This window comes from Propioniferax innocua, from assembly GCF_006716235.1.
In the GTDB taxonomy this organism is placed as follows: Bacteria; Actinomycetota; Actinomycetes; order Propionibacteriales; family Propionibacteriaceae; genus Propioniferax; species Propioniferax innocua.
Genome location: NZ_VFOR01000001.1, coordinates 984,785 through 1,007,843, shown reverse-complemented (window position 1 = coordinate 1,007,843; position 23,059 = coordinate 984,785). Strand labels below are relative to the sequence as shown.

Sequence of the window (23,059 nt, the reverse complement as noted above, 5' to 3'; positions counted from 1 at the left end):
CCGGGCCGGTGGGCCGGTGTGGTCCCGGGGCGGGAGAGCCTCCGCTCGGTTGCTCCACGCCGCGACGAGGTTGCTCCACGCCGCGACGAGGTTGCTCCACGCCGCGACGAGGCCGCATGCTCTCCGGCGTGTCCGAGCCGAAGCCGGGGCCTCCGGGGTTAAAGTTCTCGTCATCCGGCGACTGGGGGGATGGTCCCGCAGCCCGGCGTGGCCGCGGGTGCGGTTGCTGTTCGTCAGACACGCGTTTGCTCCTCCCAGCGTGGCGCTCGTCCATCGGTTGAGCAAGTTTACGTGGTGGCCCAACCCTGTGGCTCCGGTGTGTCCGAAGCGATCACGACTGACTCACTCTGCCACGATGGGCGCGATATGACCACCAGAAGAACCCGTTCCGAGCGCGTGCACCTGCAGGTACAGGTGCACGGCGACGGTGACGAGCCCGAAAATGACGACGTGCTGACACGGTTCCCGTGGCCGATGACTGTTTTCGCCGCGGGGGTTCTGGCTGTCGTGACGACGTGGCTGGTGGTCACCATTCCCGCTCTGGGGCTGTGGGTGATCGACCGCACCGCGCCGTTCGCCGAAGCCGTGCAGATGGCGACACGCGTCTGGATCGCGGCACACGGTGGTGGCCTTCAGGTGGGCAGAAGCCTGTGGACGGTCGTTCCGCTGGGCGTGACGATCACATTCATCCCGATTGTGTGGTTTCTCACACGACGTGCTGCGCTGGTGGTGGCCGAACAGACAGAGGAAGCCGCCGAGCCCGAGCGGCTGCGCTTTGCCCTGAAGTGCGCCGGGTTGGTCATCGTGGCCTACACCATGGGCGTGGTGGCGATCTCGGCAGCCACCGGCGTCACCGAGCGGTTGGGCATCGTGCTCGCCCACGGGTTGGGCGTCTCGGTGCTCGGAGCGTGGCCGGGCGTCATGCGTCCGTTCAGGGTCTTCGTCCTCGACAGGCTGCCGTGGTGGGCGCAGCCGGTCCCCATGGCGATGGCGCGCTCCTGGGGAGTCACGTTCGTGGGCGGCGTCGCAGCCGTGGCGACCACATTCGTGCAGCAGTGGCCGCGTGTCATCGCGCTCCAGGATGAGCTCGGGTTCACCGGGGCAGGAGTGGCTGCCGCATGGGTCACGCAGGCGGCCTTCTGGGTCAATCTGGTGCTGTGGGGCGTCTCCTGGGTGCTGGGGGCCGGGATCCGCTTGGGTGCTCAGAGTGTCCTGACCCCGGTGGGAACCGACATCGGATTCCTGCCCGCGATTCCAGTCTTCGGTGCCGTTCCACCGGAGGGGCCACATCATGAGGGCTTGATGCTGTGGCTGGTCGTGGGTGTCCTCGCCGGTGCCGTCGCAGCGATCTCGGTGTTGCGCTCACTGCCGCACGCACGATGCGACGAGACGGCGGTGGTGGGCGGTCTGTCCGGCGTCCTGGGGGGCCTCCTCGTCGTCGCCACGGCCATGTTGTCCGGTGGTGATCTCGGCACCGGGAACCTCACCGGCCTCGGCCCGCGTGGCATCGAACTGCTCGTGCTCGCCCCCGCGATCATGGGCCTCTCCGGTCTCACCGTCGGGTTGGTGTGGGGGCTGGTCCGCATGTCGCGGATGCGTCGTGCCGAGCAGAAGGCCGAATCCGGGGAAGGAAGCGACCCCACCAGGCCGAGTGCCGGGAGCGGCGACATCGATTCGAACGACGGTGACGGCGACTCGAGCGCTGAGGACGATGCGCCCACTTCGGAGACCGAGGACTCCGGAGTCTGGGATCGACTTGATGCCGAAGATCCCCAGATCAACGAAGAACCTACGGGGGCCGTGGAAGAGGGGGCCGTGGAAGAGGGGGAGGAACCCACGAATCCACGGCTGGGCCCGGTGCAGCGCCCGGAGCAGTAGGCTGCAGGGGTGGCTTTCCGCATCGTCGTACTCGCATCCGGTTCCGGCTCCCTGCTCCAGGCGCTGCTGGACGCCGAACGGGCCGGTCGACTCCCGGCGTCGATCGTGGCCGTCGGCTCGGACCGCGTGGACGCCCACGCCCTGGCCCGCGCCCGTGACGCCGGCATCACGACGTTCGCACTGCCCTTGACGCGGGGCGCCGACCGCGCCACGTGGGACGCCGGACTCACCGCACTGGTGGCGGCCCATGAGCCCGACCTCGTGGTGAGCGCCGGATTCATGAAGCTGCTGGGGGAGACCTTCCTGGCCCGCTTCGGAGGGCGGGCCATCAACTCCCACCCCGCCCTGCTGCCGAGCTTCCCCGGTATGCACGCTGTGCGGGACGCCCTTGCGCATGGCGTCAAGGTGACCGGCGCCACGGTCTTCACGATCGATGCTGGGGTGGACACCGGAGAGATCCTCGGCCAGGTCGCGGTGCCCGTCGCCGACGACGACACGGTCGAGACCCTGCACGAACGCATCAAGGTGGCCGAACGCGAACTGCTCGTGCGCACCGTCACAACTCTTGCGGGATCGTGAACGCCCGCCTCTGGAACGCACAACCGAACACCCGCACGGATCGGCCCAGCAGGCCAAGTGAAAGAAGGAACATGTCGGACCGCACGCCCATCACCCGCGCCCTCGTCTCCACCTACGACAAGACCGGGTTGGTTGAACTCGGCCAGGCTCTCGTGGCGGCAGGTGTCGAGATCGTCTCGACCGGCTCCACGGCGGCGACTCTCGCCGACGCCGGACTGCCGGTCACCCCGGTGGAGGACGTCACCGGGTTCCCTGAGTGTCTCGACGGCCGCGTCAAGACGCTGCACCCGCACATCCACGCCGGGATCTTGGCGAACCGCTCTCTCGATGCCCACGATCAGCAGTTGGCCGAGCTCGGCGTCAAGCCCTTCGAGATGGTGGTGACCAACCTCTACCCGTTCTCCGAGACCGTCGCATCCGGCGCGGGCTTCGACGACTGCATCGAGAAGATCGATATCGGAGGCCCCTCCATGGTGCGTGCCGCCGCGAAGAACCATGCGAGCGTCACCGTGCTGACCGATCCCGCCCAGTACGGCGAGGCCATCGAGGCGCTGCAGGCCGGTGGCACCACCACCGCCCAGCGTCGACGCCTGGCCGCACAGGCCTTCGCGCACACCGCGGCCTACGACGTTGCGGTGGCTGACTGGTTCCAGGGCCAGCTCGAGGACGACGCCGCATCGCTCTTCGGCGAGTTCACCGGAGCGACCTGGACCAAGGCTGCCGATCTGCGGTACGGCGAGAACTCACATCAGGCTGCGGCGCTCTACGTCGACGGTTCCATCGGGCTCGCCGGCGCACAGCAGTTGCACGGCAAGGAGATGTCGTACAACAACTACACCGACACCGACGCCGCCCGCCGCGCAGCACTCGACTTCGATGAGCCCGCGGTCGCGATCATCAAGCACGCCAACCCCTGCGGTATCGCCGTGGGCACCGACATCGCCGACGCTCACGCGAAGGCCCACGCCTGCGACTCGACCTCGGCGTTCGGTGGCGTCATCGCCGCCAACCGTGAGGTCACCGCAGCCATGGCCGAGCAGGTGGCCGAGGTGTTCACCGAAGTGATCGTCGCGCCCTCCTATCAAGCCGAGGCACTGGAGATCCTCCAGCGCAAGAAGAACATCCGCATCCTGGTGGCCGACATGAACCGCGCCGAGGGGCCGGCCACCGAGCTCAAGCCGATTTCCGGTGGCGTCCTGGTGCAGGAGGCCGACCACTTCCAGGCCGACGGGGACGACCCGGCCACATGGGAACTCCTGGCCGGTGAGGCGGCCGATGCCGAGACCCTCGCCGATCTCGCCTTCGCATGGCGTGCCTGCCGCGCGGTGAAGTCCAACGCGATCCTGTTGGCCAACGGCGGTGCCGCGGTGGGCATCGGCATGGGCCAGGTGAACCGCGTCGACTCCTGCCGTCTCGCGGTGGAGCGTTCCGATGGCCGTGCCCAGGGCGCGGTGGCGGCTTCCGACGCCTTCTTCCCCTTCGCCGATGGCCCCCAGATCCTCATCGACGCCGGGGTGCGTGCCATTGTGCAGCCGGGTGGCTCGATCCGTGATGAGGAGACGATCGAGGCCTGCAGGAAAGCCGGCGTCACCATGTACCGGACCAGAACCCGACACTTCTTCCACTGAACGACCCGACACTTCTTCCATCGAGCGGGCGGTAGCCTGACCCTGAACGTTGAGCGGAGCGTCATGTTCAGCGGCCAAGCGGCTGATCGTTCGGCATCCCTCTCAGCACAAGTCCGTATGTGGAATCACCCCCGTACGGTAGGCACGACCTTCTAGGAGCGCACATGGCCAAGATCATCTACACCCTGACCGATGAAGCCCCGCTGCTGGCGACGCACTCGTTCTTCCCTGTGATCGAGGCGTTCGCATCGACGGCCGGAGTTGAGGTGGAGACGCGCGACATCTCGCTGGCCGGGCGCATCGTCGCGGTGTTCAGCGATCTCCTTCCGGAGGGCCAGCGTGAGTCCGACGCTCTGGCCGAGCTGGGGGAGTTGGCGAAGATGCCCGAGGCCAACATCATCAAGTTGCCGAACATCTCGGCTTCGGTGCCGCAGCTCAAAGCCGCGATCGCGGAGCTGCAGCAGCGGGGAATCGCCCTCCCGGACTACCCGGAGGACCCGCAGACCGATGAGGAGAAGGACGTCCGTGCCCGCTACGACAAGGTCAAGGGCTCGGCGGTCAACCCAGTGCTGCGGGAAGGCAACTCCGACCGTCGTGCGCCCCAGGCTGTGAAGAATTACGCTCGCAAGAATCCGCACCGCATGGGCGACTGGTCGCCCGAGTCCAAGACACGCGTGGCCACGATGGATGCCGACGACTTCGCACACAACGAGCAGTCGGTCGTCATGGAGGCCGATGATGATCTGAAGATCGTGCACATCGGCACCGATGGCACCGAGACGGTGCTCAAGGAGTCGACGCCGGTGCTCGCCGGGGAGGTCGTGGACGCCACGTTCATGAACGCCAAGGCCCTCGAGAACTTCCTGGTGGACCAGGTGGCCGCGGCCAAGGACGATGACGTGCTGCTCTCCACCCATCTCAAGGCCACGATGATGAAGGTCTCCGATCCGATCATCTTCGGTCACATGGTCAAGGCGTTCTTCCCCGAGGTGTTCGCACAGTACGGTCCGCAGCTCGCCGAGGCCGGCCTGTCGGCCAATGACGGGCTCGGCGGCATCCTGGGTGGTCTCGACGCACTGCCCGCCGATGTGGCCGACGGCATCCGTGCCGGTATCGACGCCGCGCTGAAGCAGGGCCCGCGTCTGTCGTACGTGAACTCGGACAGGGGCATCACCGGCCTCCACGTGCCCAGCGATGTGATCATCGACGCCTCGATGCCCGCCATGATTCGCGGCGGTGGCAAGATGTGGGGCCCGCAGGGCGAGGAGGACGACACCCTTGCGGTGATCCCCGACAGCTCCTACGCCGGCGTCTACGAGACCGTCATCGCCGACTGCAAGGCCAATGGTGCCTACGACCCCACCACCATGGGTTCGGTGCCGAACGTCGGCCTCATGGCGCAGAAGGCCGAGGAGTACGGTTCTCACGACAAGACTTTCGAGATCGAGGCGGCGGGAACAGTCGAGGTCCGCAACGCAGCCGGTGATGTGCTCATGAGCCACGAGGTGTCCGAGGGCGACATCTGGCGTGCCTGCCAGGCCAAGGACGCCCCGATCCGTGACTGGGTGAAGCTCGCGGTGACGCGCGCCGCCGAATCCGGAGCGCCGGCGATCTTCTGGCTCGACGAGAACCGGGCCCACGACCGCAACCTCATCGAGAAGGTCAACAAGTACCTCCCCGAGCACGACACCGACGGGCTGGACATCCGCATCCTGGCTCCTGCCGAGGCGTGCAGGGTGTCGATCGAGCGCATCCGTAACGGTGAGGACACCATCTCGGTCACCGGCAACGTGCTGCGCGACTACCTGACCGACCTGTTCCCAATCCTCGAACTCGGCACGAGCGCCAAGATGCTCTCGGTGGTGCCGCTGATGAACGGTGGCGGCCTGTTCGAGACCGGCGCCGGTGGTTCGGCACCCAAGCACGTGCAGCAGCTCGTCGAGGAGAACTACCTGCGTTGGGACTCGCTCGGTGAGTTCCTCGCGCTCGCCGAGAGCCTGCGTCACATGGGCAAGACCGCGGGCATCCCGCGCGCCGGTGTGCTGGCCGATGCCCTGGAGATCGCCACCGAGCAGGTGCTGACCAACGGCAAGTCGCCTGCCCGCAAGCTCGGCAGCATCGACAACCGCGGCAGCCACTTCTACCTGGCGATGTACTGGGCACAGGCTCTGGCGGCCCAGAGCGATGATCCGGAACTGGCCACGGCCTTCGGCCCCATCGCCGAGAAGCTCACCGCTGGGGAGCAGACCATCGCCGAGGAACTCATCTCGGTGCAGGGCAGCCCCGCCGATATCGGTGGCTACTACCGCCCCGACACGGCCAAGGCCGATGCGGTCATGCGTCCGTCCACCACGTTCAACCAGGTTCTCACCGAGGTGCTCGAGAACATCGGCTGATCCGTCGTGGGGCGGACGCCCCACGACGCCGAGGTCCGGTGCCGGAACCGGCGCCGGACCTCGGCACTGTCGAAGCAGTACCGACTCGCCCCTCGGGCTCCCTGGGGAATCGGTGAAGTCGGTGAAGGCATGGACCGGAGTATTGGGGAAGAGGGAACGATGACGGCGGAGAAACTCGACGGCAAGGCGGCAGCGTCCGCGATCAAGGCCGAACTCGCAGAACGCGTGGCCGCGCTCAATGCACGAGGGCGTGCACCGGGGCTGGCCACCGTGCTGGTCGGTGATGACCCGGGAAGCCATTCGTACGTGCGCGGCAAGCACCGTGACTGCGAGCAGGTGGGGATCGGTTCGATCCGCGTCGACCTGCCCGCCGACACATCGTGGGAGGAACTGCGGGCGGCCATCGGCGACCTCAATTCCAACCCCGAATGCACCGGCTACATCGTGCAGCTGCCTCTTCCTGAACACCTGGACGACAACGAGGCGCTCTCACTCATCGATCCGAGCAAGGATGCCGATGGGCTGCATCCGGTGAATCTGGGGCGATTGGTGCTGGGGCAGGACGGTCCGTTGCCGTGCACGCCGCGCGGCATCGTCGAGCTGCTGCGCCGCAATGACGTGGATCTCCACGGCGCGGAGGTGTGCGTCGTGGGACGCGGCACGACGGTGGGGCGTCCCCTCGGCCTCCTGCTGACGCGTCGCTCCGAGAACGCAACGGTGACGCTCTGCCATACCGGCACCAGAGATCTGGCTGCTCACACCAAGCGGGCCGACATCGTGGTGGCGGCTGCGGGACGCCCGGGGCTGCTCACCGGTGACATGCTCAAGCCGGGTGCGGTGGTGCTCGATGTTGGTATCACTCGCACCGATGCTGGCCTCAAGGGGGACGTGGATGAGTCCGCGTGGGAGGTCGCGTCGAAGATCGCCCCCGTGCCCGGTGGCGTGGGCCCGATGACGCGGGCGATGCTCCTCAGCAATGTGGTGGATCGTGCCGAGTACCTGGCGGACCACCCCGAGGACTGATGGCGCGCGGCATTCCTGAAGCGGCCACGCGCGGACTCAACCAGTGGCCGCTGCTGATCGTGGTGGCCGGCCTGGTGGCGGGCCTCATCCTGGCGTGGGTGGGGCATTGGCGCGTCGGGTCGGTCACGATCGGTGCGTCGATGCTGGTGGGAGCCGCTGAACGTGCATGGCTGCCCAAAGACATCGTCGGGTTGTTGAAGGTTCGCCACAAGGCGTTCGACGTGGCGCTGATGGCACTTGCCGGGCTTGCAGTCGTGGGCTTCGCGCTCGCTGTCCCCTCCTGGGAGTGAGACTGCCCCGACCAGTGCTTCAGCCGAAGACGGCGATCAACAGGAACAGCAGCGTGAGTCCGGTGGTGAGGCCGCCGAGGACGATGCCGGTGATGGCCATGCCCTTGCCGGTGTAACGGCTCGGCTCGGCGTTGACCTTGCCCAGCGCACTGATGCCCAGACCGAGGGCGATTGGGCCGGTGAGACCGCAGGCCAGCGAGATGATGCCGAGGACCATCGACGCCACAGCGTTCGGAGCGTTCTCGAGAAAACCGTACGGACGGGATGTGTACGGCGTCAGGGGAGCCTGCCCGGGTATCGCGTAGGGGTTACTCGATCCGGTGCCGCCGTAGGACTCATAGCTCGGGAACTCCTGGACCGGCTCGGCAGCAGAGCCGTAGGAACCGGCCGAACCATAGGAACCGGCGGAGCCGTAGGAACCGGCTGAACCGTAGGATCCCGCCGAGCCGTAGGATCCCGCCGAACCGTAGGAACCGGCTGAACCATAGGAACCGGGAGCGCCATAGGGGTTGTTGGAGGAGTACGGATCGGACGAACCATGGGGGTCACCGAAATCCGGCTGTGCGGCAGAGCCGTAGGATCCCGCCGAACCATACGAACCCGCAGAGCCGTAGGCACCTGACTCATAGGCCGAGGGACGCTGGCCACCTGAGGCGGACCCAGCATCGGAATCCCACTGGATCTGCGGCTGCTGATTGGGATCCGGCTCCTGGGGATATCCAGGGTTCTGAGTCACGGTACCTCCGATGTGTGATGGTTGTTCACTACCAGCATGCACCCGTGAGGGCCGCGAGCCCCCACGGGTGCATGCGCGATGGTATGCGAAGAGATCAGATCAGGCCGAGCTTCTGCACGGTGTCGCGCTCTTCGGCCAGCTCGGCGACGCTGGCGTCGATGCGCTGACGCGAGAACTCATTGATCTCCAGACCCTGGACGATCTCGTACTCGCCGTTCTTGACCACGCAGGGGAACGATGAGACCAGGCCCTCGGGGACGCCGTAGGAGCCGTCCGACGGAACAGCCATGGAAACCCAGTCGCCCTCGGGAGTGCCGGCGATCCAGTCACGCATGTGATCGATCGTGGCCGACGCTGCAGAGGCCGCTGAGGAGAGGCCACGGGCCTCGATGATGGCTGCTCCGCGCTTGGCGACGGTCGGGATGAAGGTGTCGGCGAGCCAGGCTTCGTCGTCGATCAGGTCGGCAGCGTTCTTGCCGCCGATCTCGGTGTGGAAGATGTCGGGGTACTGGGTGGCCGAGTGGTTGCCCCAGATGGTCATCTTCTTGATCTCGGTGGTCGGTGTGCCGGTCTTGCTCGAGAGCTGCGAGAGCGCACGGTTGTGATCCAGACGCGTGAGGGCGTTGAAGCGCGAGTTCGGGATGTCTGGAGCGTTGTTCATCGCGATGAGGGCGTTGGTGTTGGCCGGATTACCGGTCACCAGGACACGCACATCGTCGGCGGCGTGATCGTTGAGGGCCTTGCCCTGCGGGCCGAAGATGCCGCCGTTGTCGCGGAGCAGATCGCCGCGCTCCATGCCCTTGCCACGGGGCTTGGCGCCCACGAGCAACGCCACGTTGACGCCATCGAACACCTTGTTCGCATCGTCGCCGGTCACGACGTTGTTGAGCAGCGGGAACGCTGCGTCATCCAGCTCCATGACGACGCCCTCGAGGGCCTTCAGGGCGGGGGTGATCTCGAGCAGGTGCAGATCGACGGGCTGGTCCTTGCCGAGCAGGTCGCCGCTGGCGATGCGGAACAGCAGGCTGTAGCAGATCTGTCCGGCGGCTCCGGTCACAGCGACCTTCACGGGCGTCTTCGTCATGGGAATCTCCTTGATTTCTCGGCATCGAGCGACTGACTCGAAACTATCAGCGCATCACGACGTGCGTTACTGCCACATGGGTGATGCGGTTCTCATGGGCATACACCAAGGAGCGTACGCCCCGCGGTGCGAGCCCCCTCAGCCACCCATACCACTCCACCCATACCCCTCCACCTCTACGTTGTGCCGGGCAGACGCGGCTTCACGTAGAGGTGGGGCGTCGATTGCAGGGGCGGAATGTGCTGGGTCAGTGTGAGATCGCACCACCGGCATCCGCGCCGGTCAGCGAGCGCACTTCCATCTCGGTCGAGACCGCCGTGTTGTCCTCGTCGCTGAGCACCGACCCCAACCATCCAAGGAAGAAACCGACAGGTACCGAGACCAGTGCGGGATTGTCCAGTGGGAACCAGGCGAAATCAGCCGTCGGGATCATCGATGATTCTGCGCCGGAGACTGCGGGGGAGAAGATGATCAGCACGATGGCGGAGGTCAGCCCGCCATAGATCGACCACAGCGACCCCTGCGTCTTGAAGCCCTTCCAGTAGAGGGAATACAGGATCGATGGGAGGTTCGCCGACGCGGCCACAGCGAAGGCCAGAGAGACAAGGAAAGCCACGTTCTGTGACTTGGCGGCCACTCCACCGATGATCGACAGGGCGCCGATGACGAGCACGGTGTAGCGAGCCACCTTCACCTCGACCCTGGGATCTGCCTTCCCGTCCTTCATGACGTTGTTGTAGATGTCATGGGCGAAGGACGCCGATGCGGTGATCGCCAGTCCGGCGACGACCGCGAGGATCGTGGCGAATGCGACACCGGCGATGATGGCCAGCAGCAAGGTGCCGCCGAGTTCGAAGGCCAAGGCTGCGGCTGCGGCATTGGCCTTGCCCGGCATCTGATCGATGTTCTCCTTGCCCACGAGGGCGGCGGCTCCGAAGCCGAGGATCATCGTCATCAGATAGAAGGTGCCGATCAGGCCGATGGCCCAGCTCACCGAGCGACGTGCCTCCCGCGCTGTCGGAACCGTGTAGAAACGCATCAGGACGTGTGGCAGGCCTGCCGCGCCCAAGACCAGAGCGAGAGACAACGAGATGAACCCGACCTTGTTGGATCCGTACTTGCCCATCGGCTCCAACAGGCTCTCGCCTTGCCCGGCGGTCTCCTGCACCGAATTCACGTGATCGATCGCGCCCTGGACGAGCGAAGACAGGTTGAAGCCATGTAGAGCCATGACCCAGATCGACATGACAATCACACCGGTCACCAGCAGGATCGCCTTGATCATCTGTACCCAGGTGGTGCCCTTCATGCCGCCGATGAGCACGTAGGCGATCATCAGTACACCCACCAGTGTGATGACGACGTTCTGCATGAAGTCGTCCGAGACGCCCAGCAGCAGGGCGACCAGACCACCGGCGCCGGCCATCTGAGCGAGCAGGTAGAAGAACGACACGAGCAGCGTCGAGATCGCTGCAGCCATCCGCACAGGCTTCTGCTTCATGCGGAACGACAGCACATCGGCCATGGTGTACCGGCCGGTGTTGCGCAGCGGCTCGGCCACCAGAAGTAGTGCGACGAGCCAGGCGACGAGGAAGCCGATGGAATACAAGAGACCGTCGTAGCCGTAATAGGCCACCGCGCCGACGATGCCCAGGAAGGACGCCGCCGAGAGGTAATCACCCGCGATGGCCAGTCCGTTCTGTCGGCCATCGAACCTGGCGCCGCCGGTGTAGAAGTCCGAGGTCTCCTTCTTCTTGGTCCTCCCGCTCGAGACGCGAACGACGATGAACATGGTCGCCACCACGAAGGCGGCGAAGATTGCGATGTTGATGACGGGGTTCCCGAGCTGTGAGCCCGCGAGCGGGGTCAGTGTGGAGGTGGTCATCGTGCCTCCTCGAGGTCGGCCTTCAGCTGCGAGGCGATCGGATCGAGGCTCTTGTTGGCGTGGCGCACGTAGAGCCAGGTGATGAGAAAGGTCGTGGCGAACTGCAGGACGCCGAGCACGAGTCCGATGGTGATGGCCGAACTCCCCAAACGGGTGGCCATGAAGTCTTCCGCATACGTCGAGAGCAGGACGTAGGTGAAGTACCAGACGATGAAGAACGCCGCCATCGGAAAGGCGAAGCCACGGAACCGGCGTCGGAGTTGCTGGAACTCCTCGGTCTGGGCCACTGCCGAGAAGTCCTCGGCCGTCGGATGGTGCTGTGAGGTCGTGTGTTGTTCTGCGTCGAGGCGTGCGGTTCGGTTCTGATGGCCGTCTTCGCCAGCCTGTGCAGGGATTTCAGGGTCCCGGGAAGGCGTGGACATGGCGCTCCTTTACGTCGGCGGTCCTGCGGACCGTGCTCCGGGTGCCGAGAACCAGAGCACCTCATCGTGCCAACGGTTCCCGTCACCCCTGCTGTGGGCGTGTTGTTCACTGTGGATGTGTCGGCGTCGCCGGTGGATGCGTCGTTGCAGCCGGCCCGGCAAGCTCGTGCACACCACCATGCCCGTTACGCGGCGTCGAGGGAAGGACATTCGGCGAATCGTGATGAACGGACGCTCCACCTCTACGTCATGCCGGGCAGACGCGGCTTCATGTAGAGGTGGAGCGTCGATCTGAGACGCGCGGTCCCACGCAGGCTGGCAGGTCCGGGCGGGTGGCGGCCGGACCGGGAGGAAGCGGTTGTCAGCGGAAGATGACGGTCCGTTGTCCGTCGAGGAGCACACGGTGTTCGGCGAAGAGCTTGACGGCCTCGGTGAGCGTCCGGGACTCCTCGCGCTGTCCGATGGCGACAAGCCCGGCGGGCGTGTGGGAATGATCGACGCGGACGACGTTCTGCTCGATGATCGGGCCCTCGTCGAGGTCCGAGGTCACGAAGTGAGCGGTGGCCCCGATGAGCTTGACGCCACGTGCATGTGCCTGCCGGTAGGGGTTGGCCCCCTTGAAGCCGGGGAGGAACGAATGGTGGATGTTGATGGCTCGACCGGCAAGCTCCTCGCACAGCTCGGGGGTGATGATCTGCATGTAGCGCGCGAGTACCACCAGCTCGATCTCGTCGGTCTCGATGACCTCCCGGACGCGCTCTTCGAAGGCTGCCTTCGTGTCAGGGGTCACCGGGTGGTGCTCGAAGTCGATGCCGTGGAAAGAGGCCAGGGGTTCGAGCGTCGGATGGTTGGCCATGACGCGCGTCACGCGGATGGGGAGCCATCCGGACTGTTGGCGGTACAGCAGATCTTGGACGCAGTGGGGCACCTTCGAAGCCAGCACGAGGGTGCGGACGGGGCGGGAGGCGGTGTCGACGGTGAATTCGCCGCCGAACTGCTCGGCGACCGGTCGAAGTGCCGCCTCGAGGTCGGCGTCGGCTGGCGTGGTCACGGCGATGCGCTGGAAGTAGCGGCCGGTGTCGCTGGAGAACTGCTGCGACTCGGTGATGTTGCCGCCCAGCCCCACGATCGCTCCTGAGACGGCATGCACGATGCCGGGCCCGTCCGGACACACGAGGGTCACGACCCAGTCGTGGGTGTCTGTGAGGGCGGGGGCATCGGGGGAGTTCTGCTGGCTGGTCATGAGGTCCTTCGCACGTGTTCTGGATGGCCGGTTCGTGGGAGCGGCGCCGAATACCATAGGCGCTCGTTCGTTCCGCCGCGTGGATGGCTGGCCGGTGGGATGGCGCGGCGCTGGTACGTTCGCGGTCGTGGATGAACGGCAAGGGAACCCGATGCGCGGCACGAGGGCCGCGATCGTCGTGGCCGTGTTGACGACGGTCACGGCCTGTGGGACGACGGTGGCCGGATCCGGTGAGCCGGTCGTGGCGCCCGAACCCGCCCAACGCAGCCGGATCGACCCCAGCCCTACACCGACGCCGACTCCCACGCCCCCCGAACAGGTCGTGGAGCTGCCCGGGCCACAGTTGGACGCGCCCATGACGACGGGGGCCTCCCATATCGTGATCGACAGCTACTCGTGGCGCACCACGGGCACCGGAGACCGGTCCAAGCCACCCGAGGAGCGCTATCTCGTGCTTCGGCTGACGATCTCGGCGACGCAGGGGACCGTTCCGGTGAACCCCCTCTACTTCAAGGTTCGTCTTCCAGACGGGACGATGGCCGAGCCCACCATGGGGGCCGACGGCAACGAGCCGCTGCTGGGTTCGGCCGAACTCGCCATGGGGGAGAAGATCGACGGCGTCGTCACGTTCGACATCCCACCCGAGAACACTGTTCTGGTCGTCGAGAACGAGCTGGGCGAAGCAGTCGGGGCGGTGACGATCCCAGCACCCCGTTGAGAGAACAAAGAGGGGCTGAGAGAACAAAAGGGATTGAGAGAACGAAGAGGGTCCGAGCGATGTGGACAGGGCTCGATCCGGGTGTATTCGTACACAAGAGACGTCGGTAGTGGAACAATGGCGCGTATGACCGATCGTGTTCTCTCGCTTGCCCAGCCCACCGCTGACTCCATGCACCTCGGGAACTACTTGGGTGCCCTGCGTCAGTGGCCCGGCCTGCAGGAGGGAGCAGAGGCCTTCTTCGGGGTCGCTAACCTGCATTCGCTGAATGAATGGCCCGATCCGGAGGTGCTGCGGGAACGCACCCTTCGCACTGCCGCCCAGATCATCGCCGTCGGCGTCGATCCCGAACGGGCCACCGTGTTCGTGCAGTCCCATGTGCCGCAGCATTCCGAGCTCACCTGGGTGTTGAACTGCCTCACCGGGTTCGGGCAGGCGTCGCGCATGACACAGTTCAAGGACAAGTCGTCCAAGCGTGGCCCCGAATCCACCAACCTGGGGCTGTTCGACTACCCGGTGCTGATGGCCGCCGACATCCTCATCTACCGCAGCCATCGTGTGCCGGTGGGGGAGGATCAGCGTCAGCACCTGGAGCTCGCACGCGATCTGGCGACGCGTTTCAACGGCCACTTCGGTGAGTTCTTCCCAGTGCCCGAACCGCACATCCTCGAATCGGTGGGCAAGATCCAAGACCTGCAGGACCCCTCTTCGAAGATGAGCAAGTCCGCGCCGTCGCCCGCGGGGCGCATCGAGATCTGCGACGAGCCCAAGAAGATCGTCAAGAAATTCAAATCTGCCGTCACCGACTCGGGCTCCGAGGTCACTTATGACCCCGAGGGCAAGCCCGGTGTCGCCAACCTGTTGTCGATCATGTCGGCCGTCACCGGGCGCCCGATCGAGGAACTCGTGAGCGAGTTCGAGGGAAAGATGTACGGCCATCTCAAGATCGCGGTGGCCGACGCCGTGGTGGCCGAGCTGACGCCGGTGCGTGAACGCGTGGAAGAACTGCTCGAGGACCGCGCCGAACTGATGAACATCCTCGCCCGTGGAGCCGAGTGCGCACGCGAGCAGGCCTCCGCAACCCTCTCGGAGGTCTACGCTCGCGTGGGGTTGGACGCTGCCCTCCGCTCATGACACAGCCGCCGTTCCGCCCGCAGCACCCGGGAATGCCGCCGCCACAGGGGCCCGGGCCGCAATCGGGATTTCCGCACACCGCCAGCCGTCCGCCCGATCCGGACGGGTCGCGGTTGTTGACGACCGATGAAGTGGAGCCGTTGCTGCGGGCCGCCGTGCAGCATGCCGGGGGGACGCTCGTGCGGTGGCAGATGTCGCACGTCGACTCGCAGCCCAACCGTTCCACGACGGCGACGTACACCGCCATCGTCGATGGGCCGCAGGGGCGTCGAGAGGAGCTTCTGGGCGTCAGCACCCGTGCGGGCGGACGCTCCGCCACCGACGAGCACGCCCGTATCTTCGTCGACGGCGAGCGGGAGGCGGCGGTGTGGATCTACCCGCATGACCCCGATCTTCCGGGTCTCCCGCGGGCAGCCTTCCCGGAGTCGGCGGCGGCGCTCCTCGGCCCGATCGTGGGCAGCCACCTTCATCCCGGTCAGGTGGAGCTGCGCATGATCGGCTACCGTCCGCGTCGACGTGCGGTGGTCCGGGCGCGTGTGACGGTGCCGGGGCCACGCGGAACCCAACGCATCGTCTTCTACACCAAGGTGTTGCGGGACAAGTCGTTCCATGATGTGCGGCACCGTCACGAGATGTTGCTGAGTGCGGGGATCCCCGCCCCACGTGTTGCCGCGGCGACGCCCGACTGCCTCCTCGTGCTCGACGAACTACCCGGCACACCGTTGAGCCGGGCGATCTTCGACCCGCGGGATCCATGCACGGCCGAGGACCTCATCGGTGTTCTCGACGCCATGCCGCCCTCGGTGGCACAGCTGCCGCGTCGGGCACCGTGGGCGGAGTCGATCCACTACTACACCGACATGGTCGCGCAGGCCATGCCGACCATGGAGCCGCGTCTGCGCTGGCTCGCCAACGAGATCGAGAACGGATTGGCGTCGATCCCGCTGGGGAACGAGCCGACCCACGGCGACTTCCACGAAGGCCAGATCCATGTGCGTGGCGGACGCGTCTGCGGGCTTTTGGACGTGGACACCATCGGGCCCGGGCGTCGCGCCGACGACCTTGCGTGCATGGTCGCCCACCTCTCCACGGTCCAGCGCATGAACGCACAGCAGGCGGCTCGCGTGCGGCATCTGCTCTCGACATGGGTGCCGGTGTTCGACGAACGCGTCGATCCGGCCGAGCTTCGGTTGCGCGCAGCTGCGGTGGTGATTTCGTTGGCCACCGGGCCCTATCGTTCTCAGGAGCCCAATTGGCAGGCCGAGACCAATGACATCGTCGACGCCGCCGAGACATTGGTGTCCCAGGTGCTGTGAACCGTCCGGCGTCATCTGGTGTGCGCTGGTGCAGGAAATCGTCTCCGAACGCCCTTTTTCCCGATTATGTGGTTAGTCTCATCCCTGTGATGGATGCGGCTCAGGTGGGGAATCTTCGGATCGTGTCGTGCGTGCGTGCGGCGGTGGTCATGGTCGCCGCATTGGTGGTGATCATCGGGGTGACGCTGATGCCGACTTCGGCGAATGCGGAGCCGAACGAGCCACCGCCGGCGAGTCAGGATGTGGAGGGGGTCGACCCTGACCTGGTCGCAGCGGTCGAGCGTGATCTCGGCATCTCCTGGGAGGAGTACGTCGCCCGTTCCGAGGCGGCGGCCGATGCTGCGGAGATCCAGGACGCCCCGGGCGTCGATGAAGTCCGGGTGGACGGTGAGGCGGTGGTCGTCACCGGCGAGGGTGCCGACGCGGAGGCGGCCGCCGAGCAGGTGGGTGCGGAACTTGAATCGCCTTCGGGGCCGTCTGCTGAGGACCTTGCCGCGTTGTTCCTGCAGGAGGTGGGCGCAGAGGTTTTCGTCTCGGTTGTGTCGTCCCCAGAGGGGCCGGTGTTGCAGGTCAGCGAGGAGACCGAACAGGCGCGGACATTTGCCGATGAGCAGGGGATCGCGTTGGAGGTCACGCCATGGATCGAACAGAATGCCCGGATCGGAGAGTACTGGCTCGACGGCGGCGGTGGTGCACGTTGCTCGATCGGATTCGGCGGTTTCGACTCCCTTGGGCGCCCGGTGATGGTGACCGCCGGCCATTGCACGCAGGATGGCCAGGTGCGCTCGGCCGGGTTCCTCGATGGTCCGGCTCGCGGCACATTGGCCTTCCACCAGTTCGGTGGCCCGGGGAACACCTCGGGTGAACTCGGTCATGACGTGGCGTCCTATCGTCTGGATCGATCAGACGCCATCGCACCGCAGGCGACCACTTGGCCGGGATCGCTGCCGATCACCGGAACGGCCAACCTCGTCAGCGGCGCCAGCGTCTGCGCGGGAGGTGGCACCACCCAGGAGTGGAGGTGCACCTCCGACACGCGGGTGGGCGTCGCTCACGTACCGGGCTTCGGGGAGAACGATGGGCGGCTCGTGCAGGGCCTGCAGATGTATGGCATGTCGACGCGCAAGGGCGATTCGGGCACGGGGATCGTCATGGGGACGCGTGTGGTGGGTGTGCTCTCGGGCGGCTCTGGCGCGGGGGAGCGGCCGTTGGCCATGGCGTCGGGGTTGAAGCCGCTCACCGATGCTGGATACAGCATCGGCGTCGCGTTGGAGAAGCCCACCGTCGGTGGGGCCGGGGCCGATGGCGTCGTTCGGGGAACTCTCCCGCGCAGCCCCGGGGCGGCGGCCCTGCCCGCCGCGACACGGGTGAGCGTCACCATCGGCAACGCCAGCCAGGCACGGGCGGTGGATTCGGCGGGGCGCTTCTCGTTCACCGCCCCGAGCAATCAGAACGCCGTGGTGGACATCCGGGCCGTGTCGGGGTACTCGAGGGGCCCGTCGGTCCAGTGGAACTCGGTGGTGGGCACGAACACCTCGCACCGTTTCTGCGGCCTTCGTGATGGTGGCTGTGGGCAGCATTTCGTCGGCGGCTCGGTGTATTGGGCCACATCGGATTCGTCACCTGTGATCGTGCTCGGCAAGATCGGCGAAGGCTGGGGACGCATGGGCTGGGAACGCGGCTGGCTCGGTTATCCCACCGGTGACGAGCGTTGTGGGCTCGTCGGTGGTGGCTGCTGGCAGCGTTTCCAGGGCGGACGCATGTACTGGTCCCCGGCGACCGGTGCTCACGCGGTGCGTGGCCGTATTGGAGAGGCCTGGAACCAGATGGGCTATGAGTGGGGACATGTCGGCTATCCGGTCGGACCGGAGGTGTGCGGTCTGCGCGATGGAGGTTGTTTTCAGCGGTTCCAGGGCGGCACCATCCATTGGTCGCCGGCCACGGGCGCCCACCTGACCAAGGGGGCGATCGCCTCGGAGTGGGGTCGCCACTCATGGGAGAAGGGGCGCCTCGGCTACCCGGTGACCAGTGAGAACTGTGGCCTTCGACAAGGTGGCTGTTTCAACCACTTCCAGAACGGGGCCTCCATCTATTGGACGCCCGCGACCGGTGCGCAGCCGGTGTGGGGAGAGATCCGGCGCGGATGGCAGCGTCAGGGTTGGGAGCGTGGACGCTGGGGCTATCCGGTGGCCGACGAACGCTGCGATCACACCGGTGGTTTCCATTGCACGCAACGCTTCCAGGGAGGAACGGTGCATTGGGATCCGGTTCGCGGGGCACGGCTTGGTTGACTCGTCCCCGGAAACCGGGGTGCTGTAATCACAAGCGTGTGACACTCCGGAGTGTCGTGCGGAAGTCGGGGAGTTCCAGATGCTAGACATCAGGTGTTCGCCTTCCCCTGCGACAAGGAACAACCATGAAACTCTGGAGCTCATTGGCCGCATCGGCCGCGCTCGTGCTGGCGGCATCGTCAGTGGCGGCTCCGGCCCTCGCTGCGCCGAACGACAGCGCCGCCCAGGGCGCGTCCACGTCGAAGAAGACCACCACTGATTCTGGTGGAGCCGGGGCGTTCAAGGTCCCCGGTGCCATCGGCAAGCAGTGGAAGGAACTGCGTGGGACCGACGCCGACCTCGGGCAGCCGCGAGCAGAGCAGGAGTGTGGCCTGCGCGCCGACGCCTGCATGCAGCAGTTCGAGAACGGCACGCTGGTATGGACCCCCGAGAACGGTCGGGTCCTGACCATTCGTGGCGCCCTGCATCAGCGGTGGACTGACGAGAAGGCGCAGGACGGTGACTTCGGCTATCCACTGGCTGATGAGGAGTGCACCGATTCGGGCTGTGGCCAGGTCTTCGAGGGCGGGCAGATCCACTACACGCACGGCAAGGAGACATTCACCGTGCGGGCTCCGATCATCGAGGCCTACGGACGTTCCGGCGATGCCGCCGGGCCGCTCGGGCGTCCGATCGCGGAGGCCTCCTGTGATCTCGCCGATGGGGGTTGCTTCCAGACCTTCGAGAAGGGCTCGATCTATTACACGCCCAAGACACAGTCGTGGTTCGTCAAGGGGCCGATCGGCGAGAAGTGGGGCGATGGAAACTGGGAGCACGGCGAGCTCGGGTTCCCCGCCGGCGATACGTTCTGCCGGTTGAAGGACGAGGGTTGCTTCCAGACGTACCAGAACGGCTCGATCTACTGGACCAAGGGCCATGGGGCCATCAAGGTCGGTGGGCCCATCGGTGATCACTGGGGCAAGGAGAATTGGGAGCACGGATGGCTCGGCTTCCCGACCGGGGATGAGGGGGCCTCGGACAAGGGCAACTGGCAGACCTTCCAGGGCGGCAACCTCTACAAGCCCAAGGACAAGGACGTCATGGCCGTGCGCGGCGACATCCTTGCACGCTGGGGTGAGACCGGGTACGAGAACGGTGATCTCGGTTGGCCCCTGACCGGTGAGTTCTGCGAACTGCGCGACGGCGGCTGCGCCAACCAGTTCGAGAACGGCTCGATCTACTGGACCGAGAAGACCGGCGCGCAGGTCGTACGTGGTGCGATCCGTGATGTGTGGGCCTCGAAGGGCTGGGAGAAGAGCTACCTCGGTTATCCGACCGCTGCGGAGGACTGCTCCATCGGTGGAGAGAAGGACGCGTGCTTCCAGACGTTCCAGTATGGAAGCGTCTACTGGAGCCGTGAGACCGGCGCCTTCCCCGTGTCTGGCCAGGTGATGAAGGGCTGGGCCGCTGAGGGCTATGAGACCGGAAAGCTGGGTTTCCCCGTCAGCGATCTCCACTTCGAGATGCGCGATGGCAACAAGGTGTTCTTCCAGGAGTTCGAGCATGGCTTCGTGGAGTACACGCAGGGGAATGATCCTTCGGTCGTCATGAAGTGACCTGGAGGCGTCACGACGCGGCGCAGGGAGCGTCGTGATGTGGTCCTTCTGCAAAGGACCGGGGCCGGGCACCGCTGGAGCGGGCCCGGCCCCGGTCGTCTGTTTCCGAAGCGCGTGGCGACGAGGATATGGGAATCAGCGTCTCGTTGGGTCGTTGCATGTTTGACTATGGGGCTGGGATCGGTAATCTGGGCAGGCCGCTGCAGCTTCGGTGTGAAGGCAGCGGATGCATCGACCAATACCGCGCATCCGAAACCCTGGAATTCTGACTCGCCCCTTCTGCCGTGGGGCACCTGAGGAGTACGCGGTGACCCCTGGTTACGTCTGGGCCCTGACGATTGTGGCCATCGGCGGCCTGCTGGCCTTCGATTTCTTCTTCCATGTGCGGAAGGCCCATGAGCCGACGCTGCGTGAGGCGACGATCTGGTCGATCATCTATGTGGGTATCGCGCTGGTCTTCGGCGGCGGTGTGTGGCTGCTCGGCGGATCGCAGATGGGGCAGGAATACTTCGCCGGGTATGTGACGGAGAAGGCGTTGTCGGTGGACAACCTCTTCGTGTTCCTGATCATCATCTCGGCGTTCAAGGTCCCTCGTGCCGACCAACAGAAGGTTCTGTTGTTCGGGATCGTGTTCGCGCTCATCGCGCGCTCGGGGTTCATCGCCGCCGGTGCCTTCGTGTTGGAGAAGTTCGCGTGGGCGTTCTACTTCTTCGGCGCCTTCCTGATCTTCACCGCGTTGAAGCTCATCCATGGTGAGATCAGCGGCGGTGACGAAGCCGATGAGGCCGACAACGTCGTCATCCGGTTGGCGAAGCGGTTCATCCGCACCACCGATCACTACGACGGGGACAAGCTGTTCACCGTCGAGAACGGCAAGCGGGTGCTGACGCCGATGCTGCTGGTCATGGTGGCGATCGGTGGCACCGACATCCTGTTCGCGCTCGATTCGATCCCGGCGATCTTCGGGCTGACCACGAATGTGTACGTGGTGTTCACCGCCACCGCGTTCTCGTTGATGGGGCTGCGTCAGTTGTACTTCCTGCTCGATGGGCTCCTGGACCGGTTGGTGTTCCTGTCGTACGGACTCTCGGCGATCCTGCTGTTCATCGGCGTCAAGATGGTCCTCCATGCGTTGCATGACAACGATCTGAGCTTCATCAACGGCGGCGAGGGGGTCCCGGTGCCGGAGGTGACCACGACGGTGTCACTCGGGGTGATAGTCGGTCTGCTGGCTGTGACGGTCGCGGTGTCGTTGCTCAGCCCGCGTGGCCAGGCGTTGACGCTGCTGAACAAGTTCAAGCGTGAGTCGCACCGGTACCTGTCGAGTGACTTCGCAGGTGACGCCGAGGGGCGTGAGCAGGGCTACCGCGATCTCAGCGATTTGGCTGGCCGTGTGCGTCAGGTGCCACGCAAGCATCTCTCGGAGGGCGATTTCGATGATGTGGACGAGCTGTCCGAGCGGGTCGATGCCCACCGGCGTCAGTCGATCGGGTGAACCTGGTGGAGTGTCTCGAGGTGGATTCCTCCGGTGAGCCGAATCAATCTTCTGACGGTGTCATGAATCGGTCGTTGTCGTTTGCTGCGTCTGGAAGACTGTGACCATGGATCTGGTTCTGTTCCTCATCTCGCTGACCATCATCGGTGCCGCCATCGCCGTGGTTGTGGTGGCACGTCGAAACTCGCGAGATGAGATCTTCACCGGCATCACACCGGGTCAGTTCGGGTCCGTGGCGTCGACCCCCACGGAGAAGATCCCAGGAGGGGAGTACCGCGGAACGATTCCGGTGCAGTTCCAGCCGCCCAAGGAGGCCGGTCCGGGGTCGGATCCGGTCGGCCCGGGGCTGGTGGGAGCCGTGGTCGGTGGACGCGTCCGCCCCGTGGAGGTCACCGCGACGATCATCGATCTGGCCGTGCGTGGATTCCTCGAGATCACACCGTTGGAGGCCAAGGACGGCGGCCGTGGCAAACAGGACTGGTTGCTGACGGTGAACCCGGAGCCGCCGGGCACCCCGCGGGATTTCGAGCTGCGTCTGCTGCAGGAGCTGTTCGGCCCCGGCCCGCGTGTGCGCATGTCGGATCTGCAGAGTGGTTTCGGCCTGGCGATGCGTACCGCGCAGGTCTCGTTGTATGAGCAGATGGTGCGTCGGGGCTGGTATCGCAAGCATCCGCGTTCGAGTGGTGGTCCCTCGAAGAAGTGGGGTATCGCCCTCATCATCGGTGGTTTCCTCGCGATGCTGGGCATGGCGAACGCCATGGAGGCATCGCTCCGCGTCCTGCCCGGTATGGCCGCGATCATCGGCGGCATCATCCTGCTCGTCGGTGGCCGGGGCATCCGCGTGCCCAGGACTGCGACCGGCACCGCCGTGCGCATCCAGAGCCTCGGGTTCAGGGAATATCTGGTGACCGCCGAGGCCGATCAGATCAAGTTCGAGGAGGCCGCCGACATCTTCTCGCGCTACCTGCCGTACGCGATCGTGTTCGGTGTGGCCGACCGATGGGCCAAGCTCTTCGGCGACATCGCCAAGAAGTACCAGCACGACATGGGTCTTTCGGACGTCGCGATGCTCGACCTGCTCAGTGACTTCATGTGGATCGACTTCCTCTCCGGCGGTGGCCTCAGTGACGGTTTCGGCGAGATGATCGGCGCCTTCGACCCGGATGTGATCGGGGAGACCTTTGCCGGCCTGGGAGAGGGGTTCGGCGATCTGGGTGAAGCAATGGGCGGTCTGGGCGACGCACTCGGCGGCTTGGGAGACGCGCTCGGAGACCTCGACTTCGACGGCTGCGGAGACTGACGCGTCAGCAACCGCAGCCGGTCTCACCGGCCTCGGATTTGGTGGC

The 23,059-nt window shown here is 65.7% G+C and carries 18 protein-coding genes; 13 read left to right on the top strand and 5 right to left on the bottom strand.

Going from position 1 to position 23,059, the window contains the following annotated elements; all coding sequences use genetic code 11:
- The first annotated feature begins 366 nt into the window (after positions 1-366).
- The 6 genes from FB460_RS04715 (at position 367) to FB460_RS04690 (ending at position 7,794) form a co-directional block, all read left to right on the top strand.
- Positions 367-1,878 carry a cell division protein PerM gene (locus FB460_RS04715; RefSeq protein WP_142092908.1) on the top strand — a complete coding sequence of 504 codons (1,512 nt, stop codon included), beginning with the start codon at positions 367-369 and terminating at the stop codon, positions 1,876-1,878.
- Between the two features lie 9 nt (positions 1,879-1,887).
- Positions 1,888-2,457: a phosphoribosylglycinamide formyltransferase gene (gene purN / locus FB460_RS04710; protein ID WP_142092907.1), complete on the top strand. Its 570-nt coding sequence runs from the start codon at positions 1,888-1,890 to the stop codon at positions 2,455-2,457.
- A gap of 71 nt (positions 2,458-2,528) precedes the next feature.
- On the top strand, positions 2,529-4,085 hold the full coding sequence (gene purH / locus FB460_RS04705) for a bifunctional phosphoribosylaminoimidazolecarboxamide formyltransferase/IMP cyclohydrolase (RefSeq protein WP_142092906.1): 1,557 nt from the start codon (positions 2,529-2,531) through the stop codon (positions 4,083-4,085).
- Positions 4,086-4,249: 164 nt separating this feature from the next.
- Complete coding sequence (locus FB460_RS04700) at positions 4,250-6,481, top strand: NADP-dependent isocitrate dehydrogenase (RefSeq protein WP_142092905.1); 2,232 nt, start codon at positions 4,250-4,252, stop codon at positions 6,479-6,481.
- A 159-nt stretch (positions 6,482-6,640) separates the two neighbouring features.
- Positions 6,641-7,504 carry a bifunctional methylenetetrahydrofolate dehydrogenase/methenyltetrahydrofolate cyclohydrolase gene (locus FB460_RS04695; RefSeq protein WP_142092904.1) on the top strand — a complete coding sequence of 288 codons (864 nt, stop codon included), beginning with the start codon at positions 6,641-6,643 and terminating at the stop codon, positions 7,502-7,504.
- On the top strand, positions 7,504-7,794 hold the full coding sequence (locus tag FB460_RS04690) for a DUF3017 domain-containing protein (protein ID WP_142092903.1): 291 nt from the start codon (positions 7,504-7,506) through the stop codon (positions 7,792-7,794). The genes FB460_RS04695 and FB460_RS04690 overlap by 1 nt, the downstream gene beginning before the upstream one ends.
- A 19-nt stretch (positions 7,795-7,813) precedes the next feature.
- On the opposite strand, the gene FB460_RS04685 is transcribed toward FB460_RS04690, so the two are convergent.
- The 5 genes from FB460_RS04685 to FB460_RS04665 form a co-directional block, all read right to left on the bottom strand.
- Positions 7,814-8,530, bottom strand: coding sequence for a DUF4190 domain-containing protein (locus FB460_RS04685; protein ID WP_142092902.1), 717 nt, complete (start codon positions 8,528-8,530; stop codon positions 7,814-7,816).
- 94 nt (positions 8,531-8,624) lie between these two features.
- Complete coding sequence (locus FB460_RS04680) at positions 8,625-9,614, bottom strand: malate dehydrogenase (protein ID WP_142092901.1); 990 nt, start codon at positions 9,612-9,614, stop codon at positions 8,625-8,627.
- A 247-nt stretch (positions 9,615-9,861) separates the two neighbouring features.
- Entirely contained in the window at positions 9,862-11,499 is a 1,638-nt protein-coding gene (locus FB460_RS04675; protein WP_142092900.1) for a solute symporter family protein, read from the bottom strand.
- A complete protein-coding gene (locus FB460_RS04670) occupies positions 11,496-11,921 on the bottom strand; it encodes a DUF485 domain-containing protein (RefSeq protein ID WP_142092899.1) in 426 nt (141 codons plus the stop codon). The genes FB460_RS04675 and FB460_RS04670 overlap by 4 nt, the downstream gene beginning before the upstream one ends.
- A 361-nt stretch (positions 11,922-12,282) precedes the next feature.
- Positions 12,283-13,164: a formyltetrahydrofolate deformylase gene (locus tag FB460_RS04665; RefSeq protein WP_142092898.1), complete on the bottom strand. Its 882-nt coding sequence runs from the start codon at positions 13,162-13,164 to the stop codon at positions 12,283-12,285.
- A 127-nt stretch (positions 13,165-13,291) separates the two neighbouring features.
- On the opposite strand from FB460_RS04665, the gene FB460_RS04660 reads away from it, so the two are divergent.
- From FB460_RS04660 to FB460_RS04630, 7 genes are all read left to right on the top strand, one after another.
- The gene (locus FB460_RS04660; RefSeq protein WP_170209944.1) at positions 13,292-13,882 is read left to right on the top strand and encodes a DUF4352 domain-containing protein; all 591 of its coding nucleotides are present in this window, start codon (positions 13,292-13,294) and stop codon (positions 13,880-13,882) included.
- Positions 13,883-14,008: 126 nt separating this feature from the next.
- Positions 14,009-15,016: a tryptophan--tRNA ligase gene (gene trpS, locus FB460_RS04655; protein ID WP_246044242.1), complete on the top strand. Its 1,008-nt coding sequence runs from the start codon at positions 14,009-14,011 to the stop codon at positions 15,014-15,016.
- Positions 15,013-16,332 carry a phosphotransferase gene (locus tag FB460_RS04650; RefSeq protein WP_246044241.1) on the top strand — a complete coding sequence of 440 codons (1,320 nt, stop codon included), beginning with the start codon at positions 15,013-15,015 and terminating at the stop codon, positions 16,330-16,332. The genes trpS and FB460_RS04650 overlap by 4 nt, the downstream gene beginning before the upstream one ends.
- Positions 16,333-16,421: 89 nt before the next feature.
- Positions 16,422-18,623, top strand: a complete 2,202-nt coding sequence (locus FB460_RS04645) for a hypothetical protein (protein WP_246044296.1) — start codon at positions 16,422-16,424, stop codon at positions 18,621-18,623.
- Between the two features lie 125 nt (positions 18,624-18,748).
- Complete coding sequence (locus FB460_RS04640) at positions 18,749-20,218, top strand: LGFP repeat-containing protein (RefSeq protein WP_142092894.1); 1,470 nt, start codon at positions 18,749-18,751, stop codon at positions 20,216-20,218.
- 307 nt (positions 20,219-20,525) lie between these two features.
- Positions 20,526-21,713, top strand: a complete 1,188-nt coding sequence (locus FB460_RS04635) for a TerC family protein (RefSeq protein WP_246044240.1) — start codon at positions 20,526-20,528, stop codon at positions 21,711-21,713.
- Positions 21,714-21,819: 106 nt separating this feature from the next.
- On the top strand, positions 21,820-23,013 hold the full coding sequence (locus FB460_RS04630; protein WP_142092892.1) for a DUF2207 domain-containing protein: 1,194 nt from the start codon (positions 21,820-21,822) through the stop codon (positions 23,011-23,013).
- The last annotated feature ends 46 nt before the right edge of the window (positions 23,014-23,059 follow it).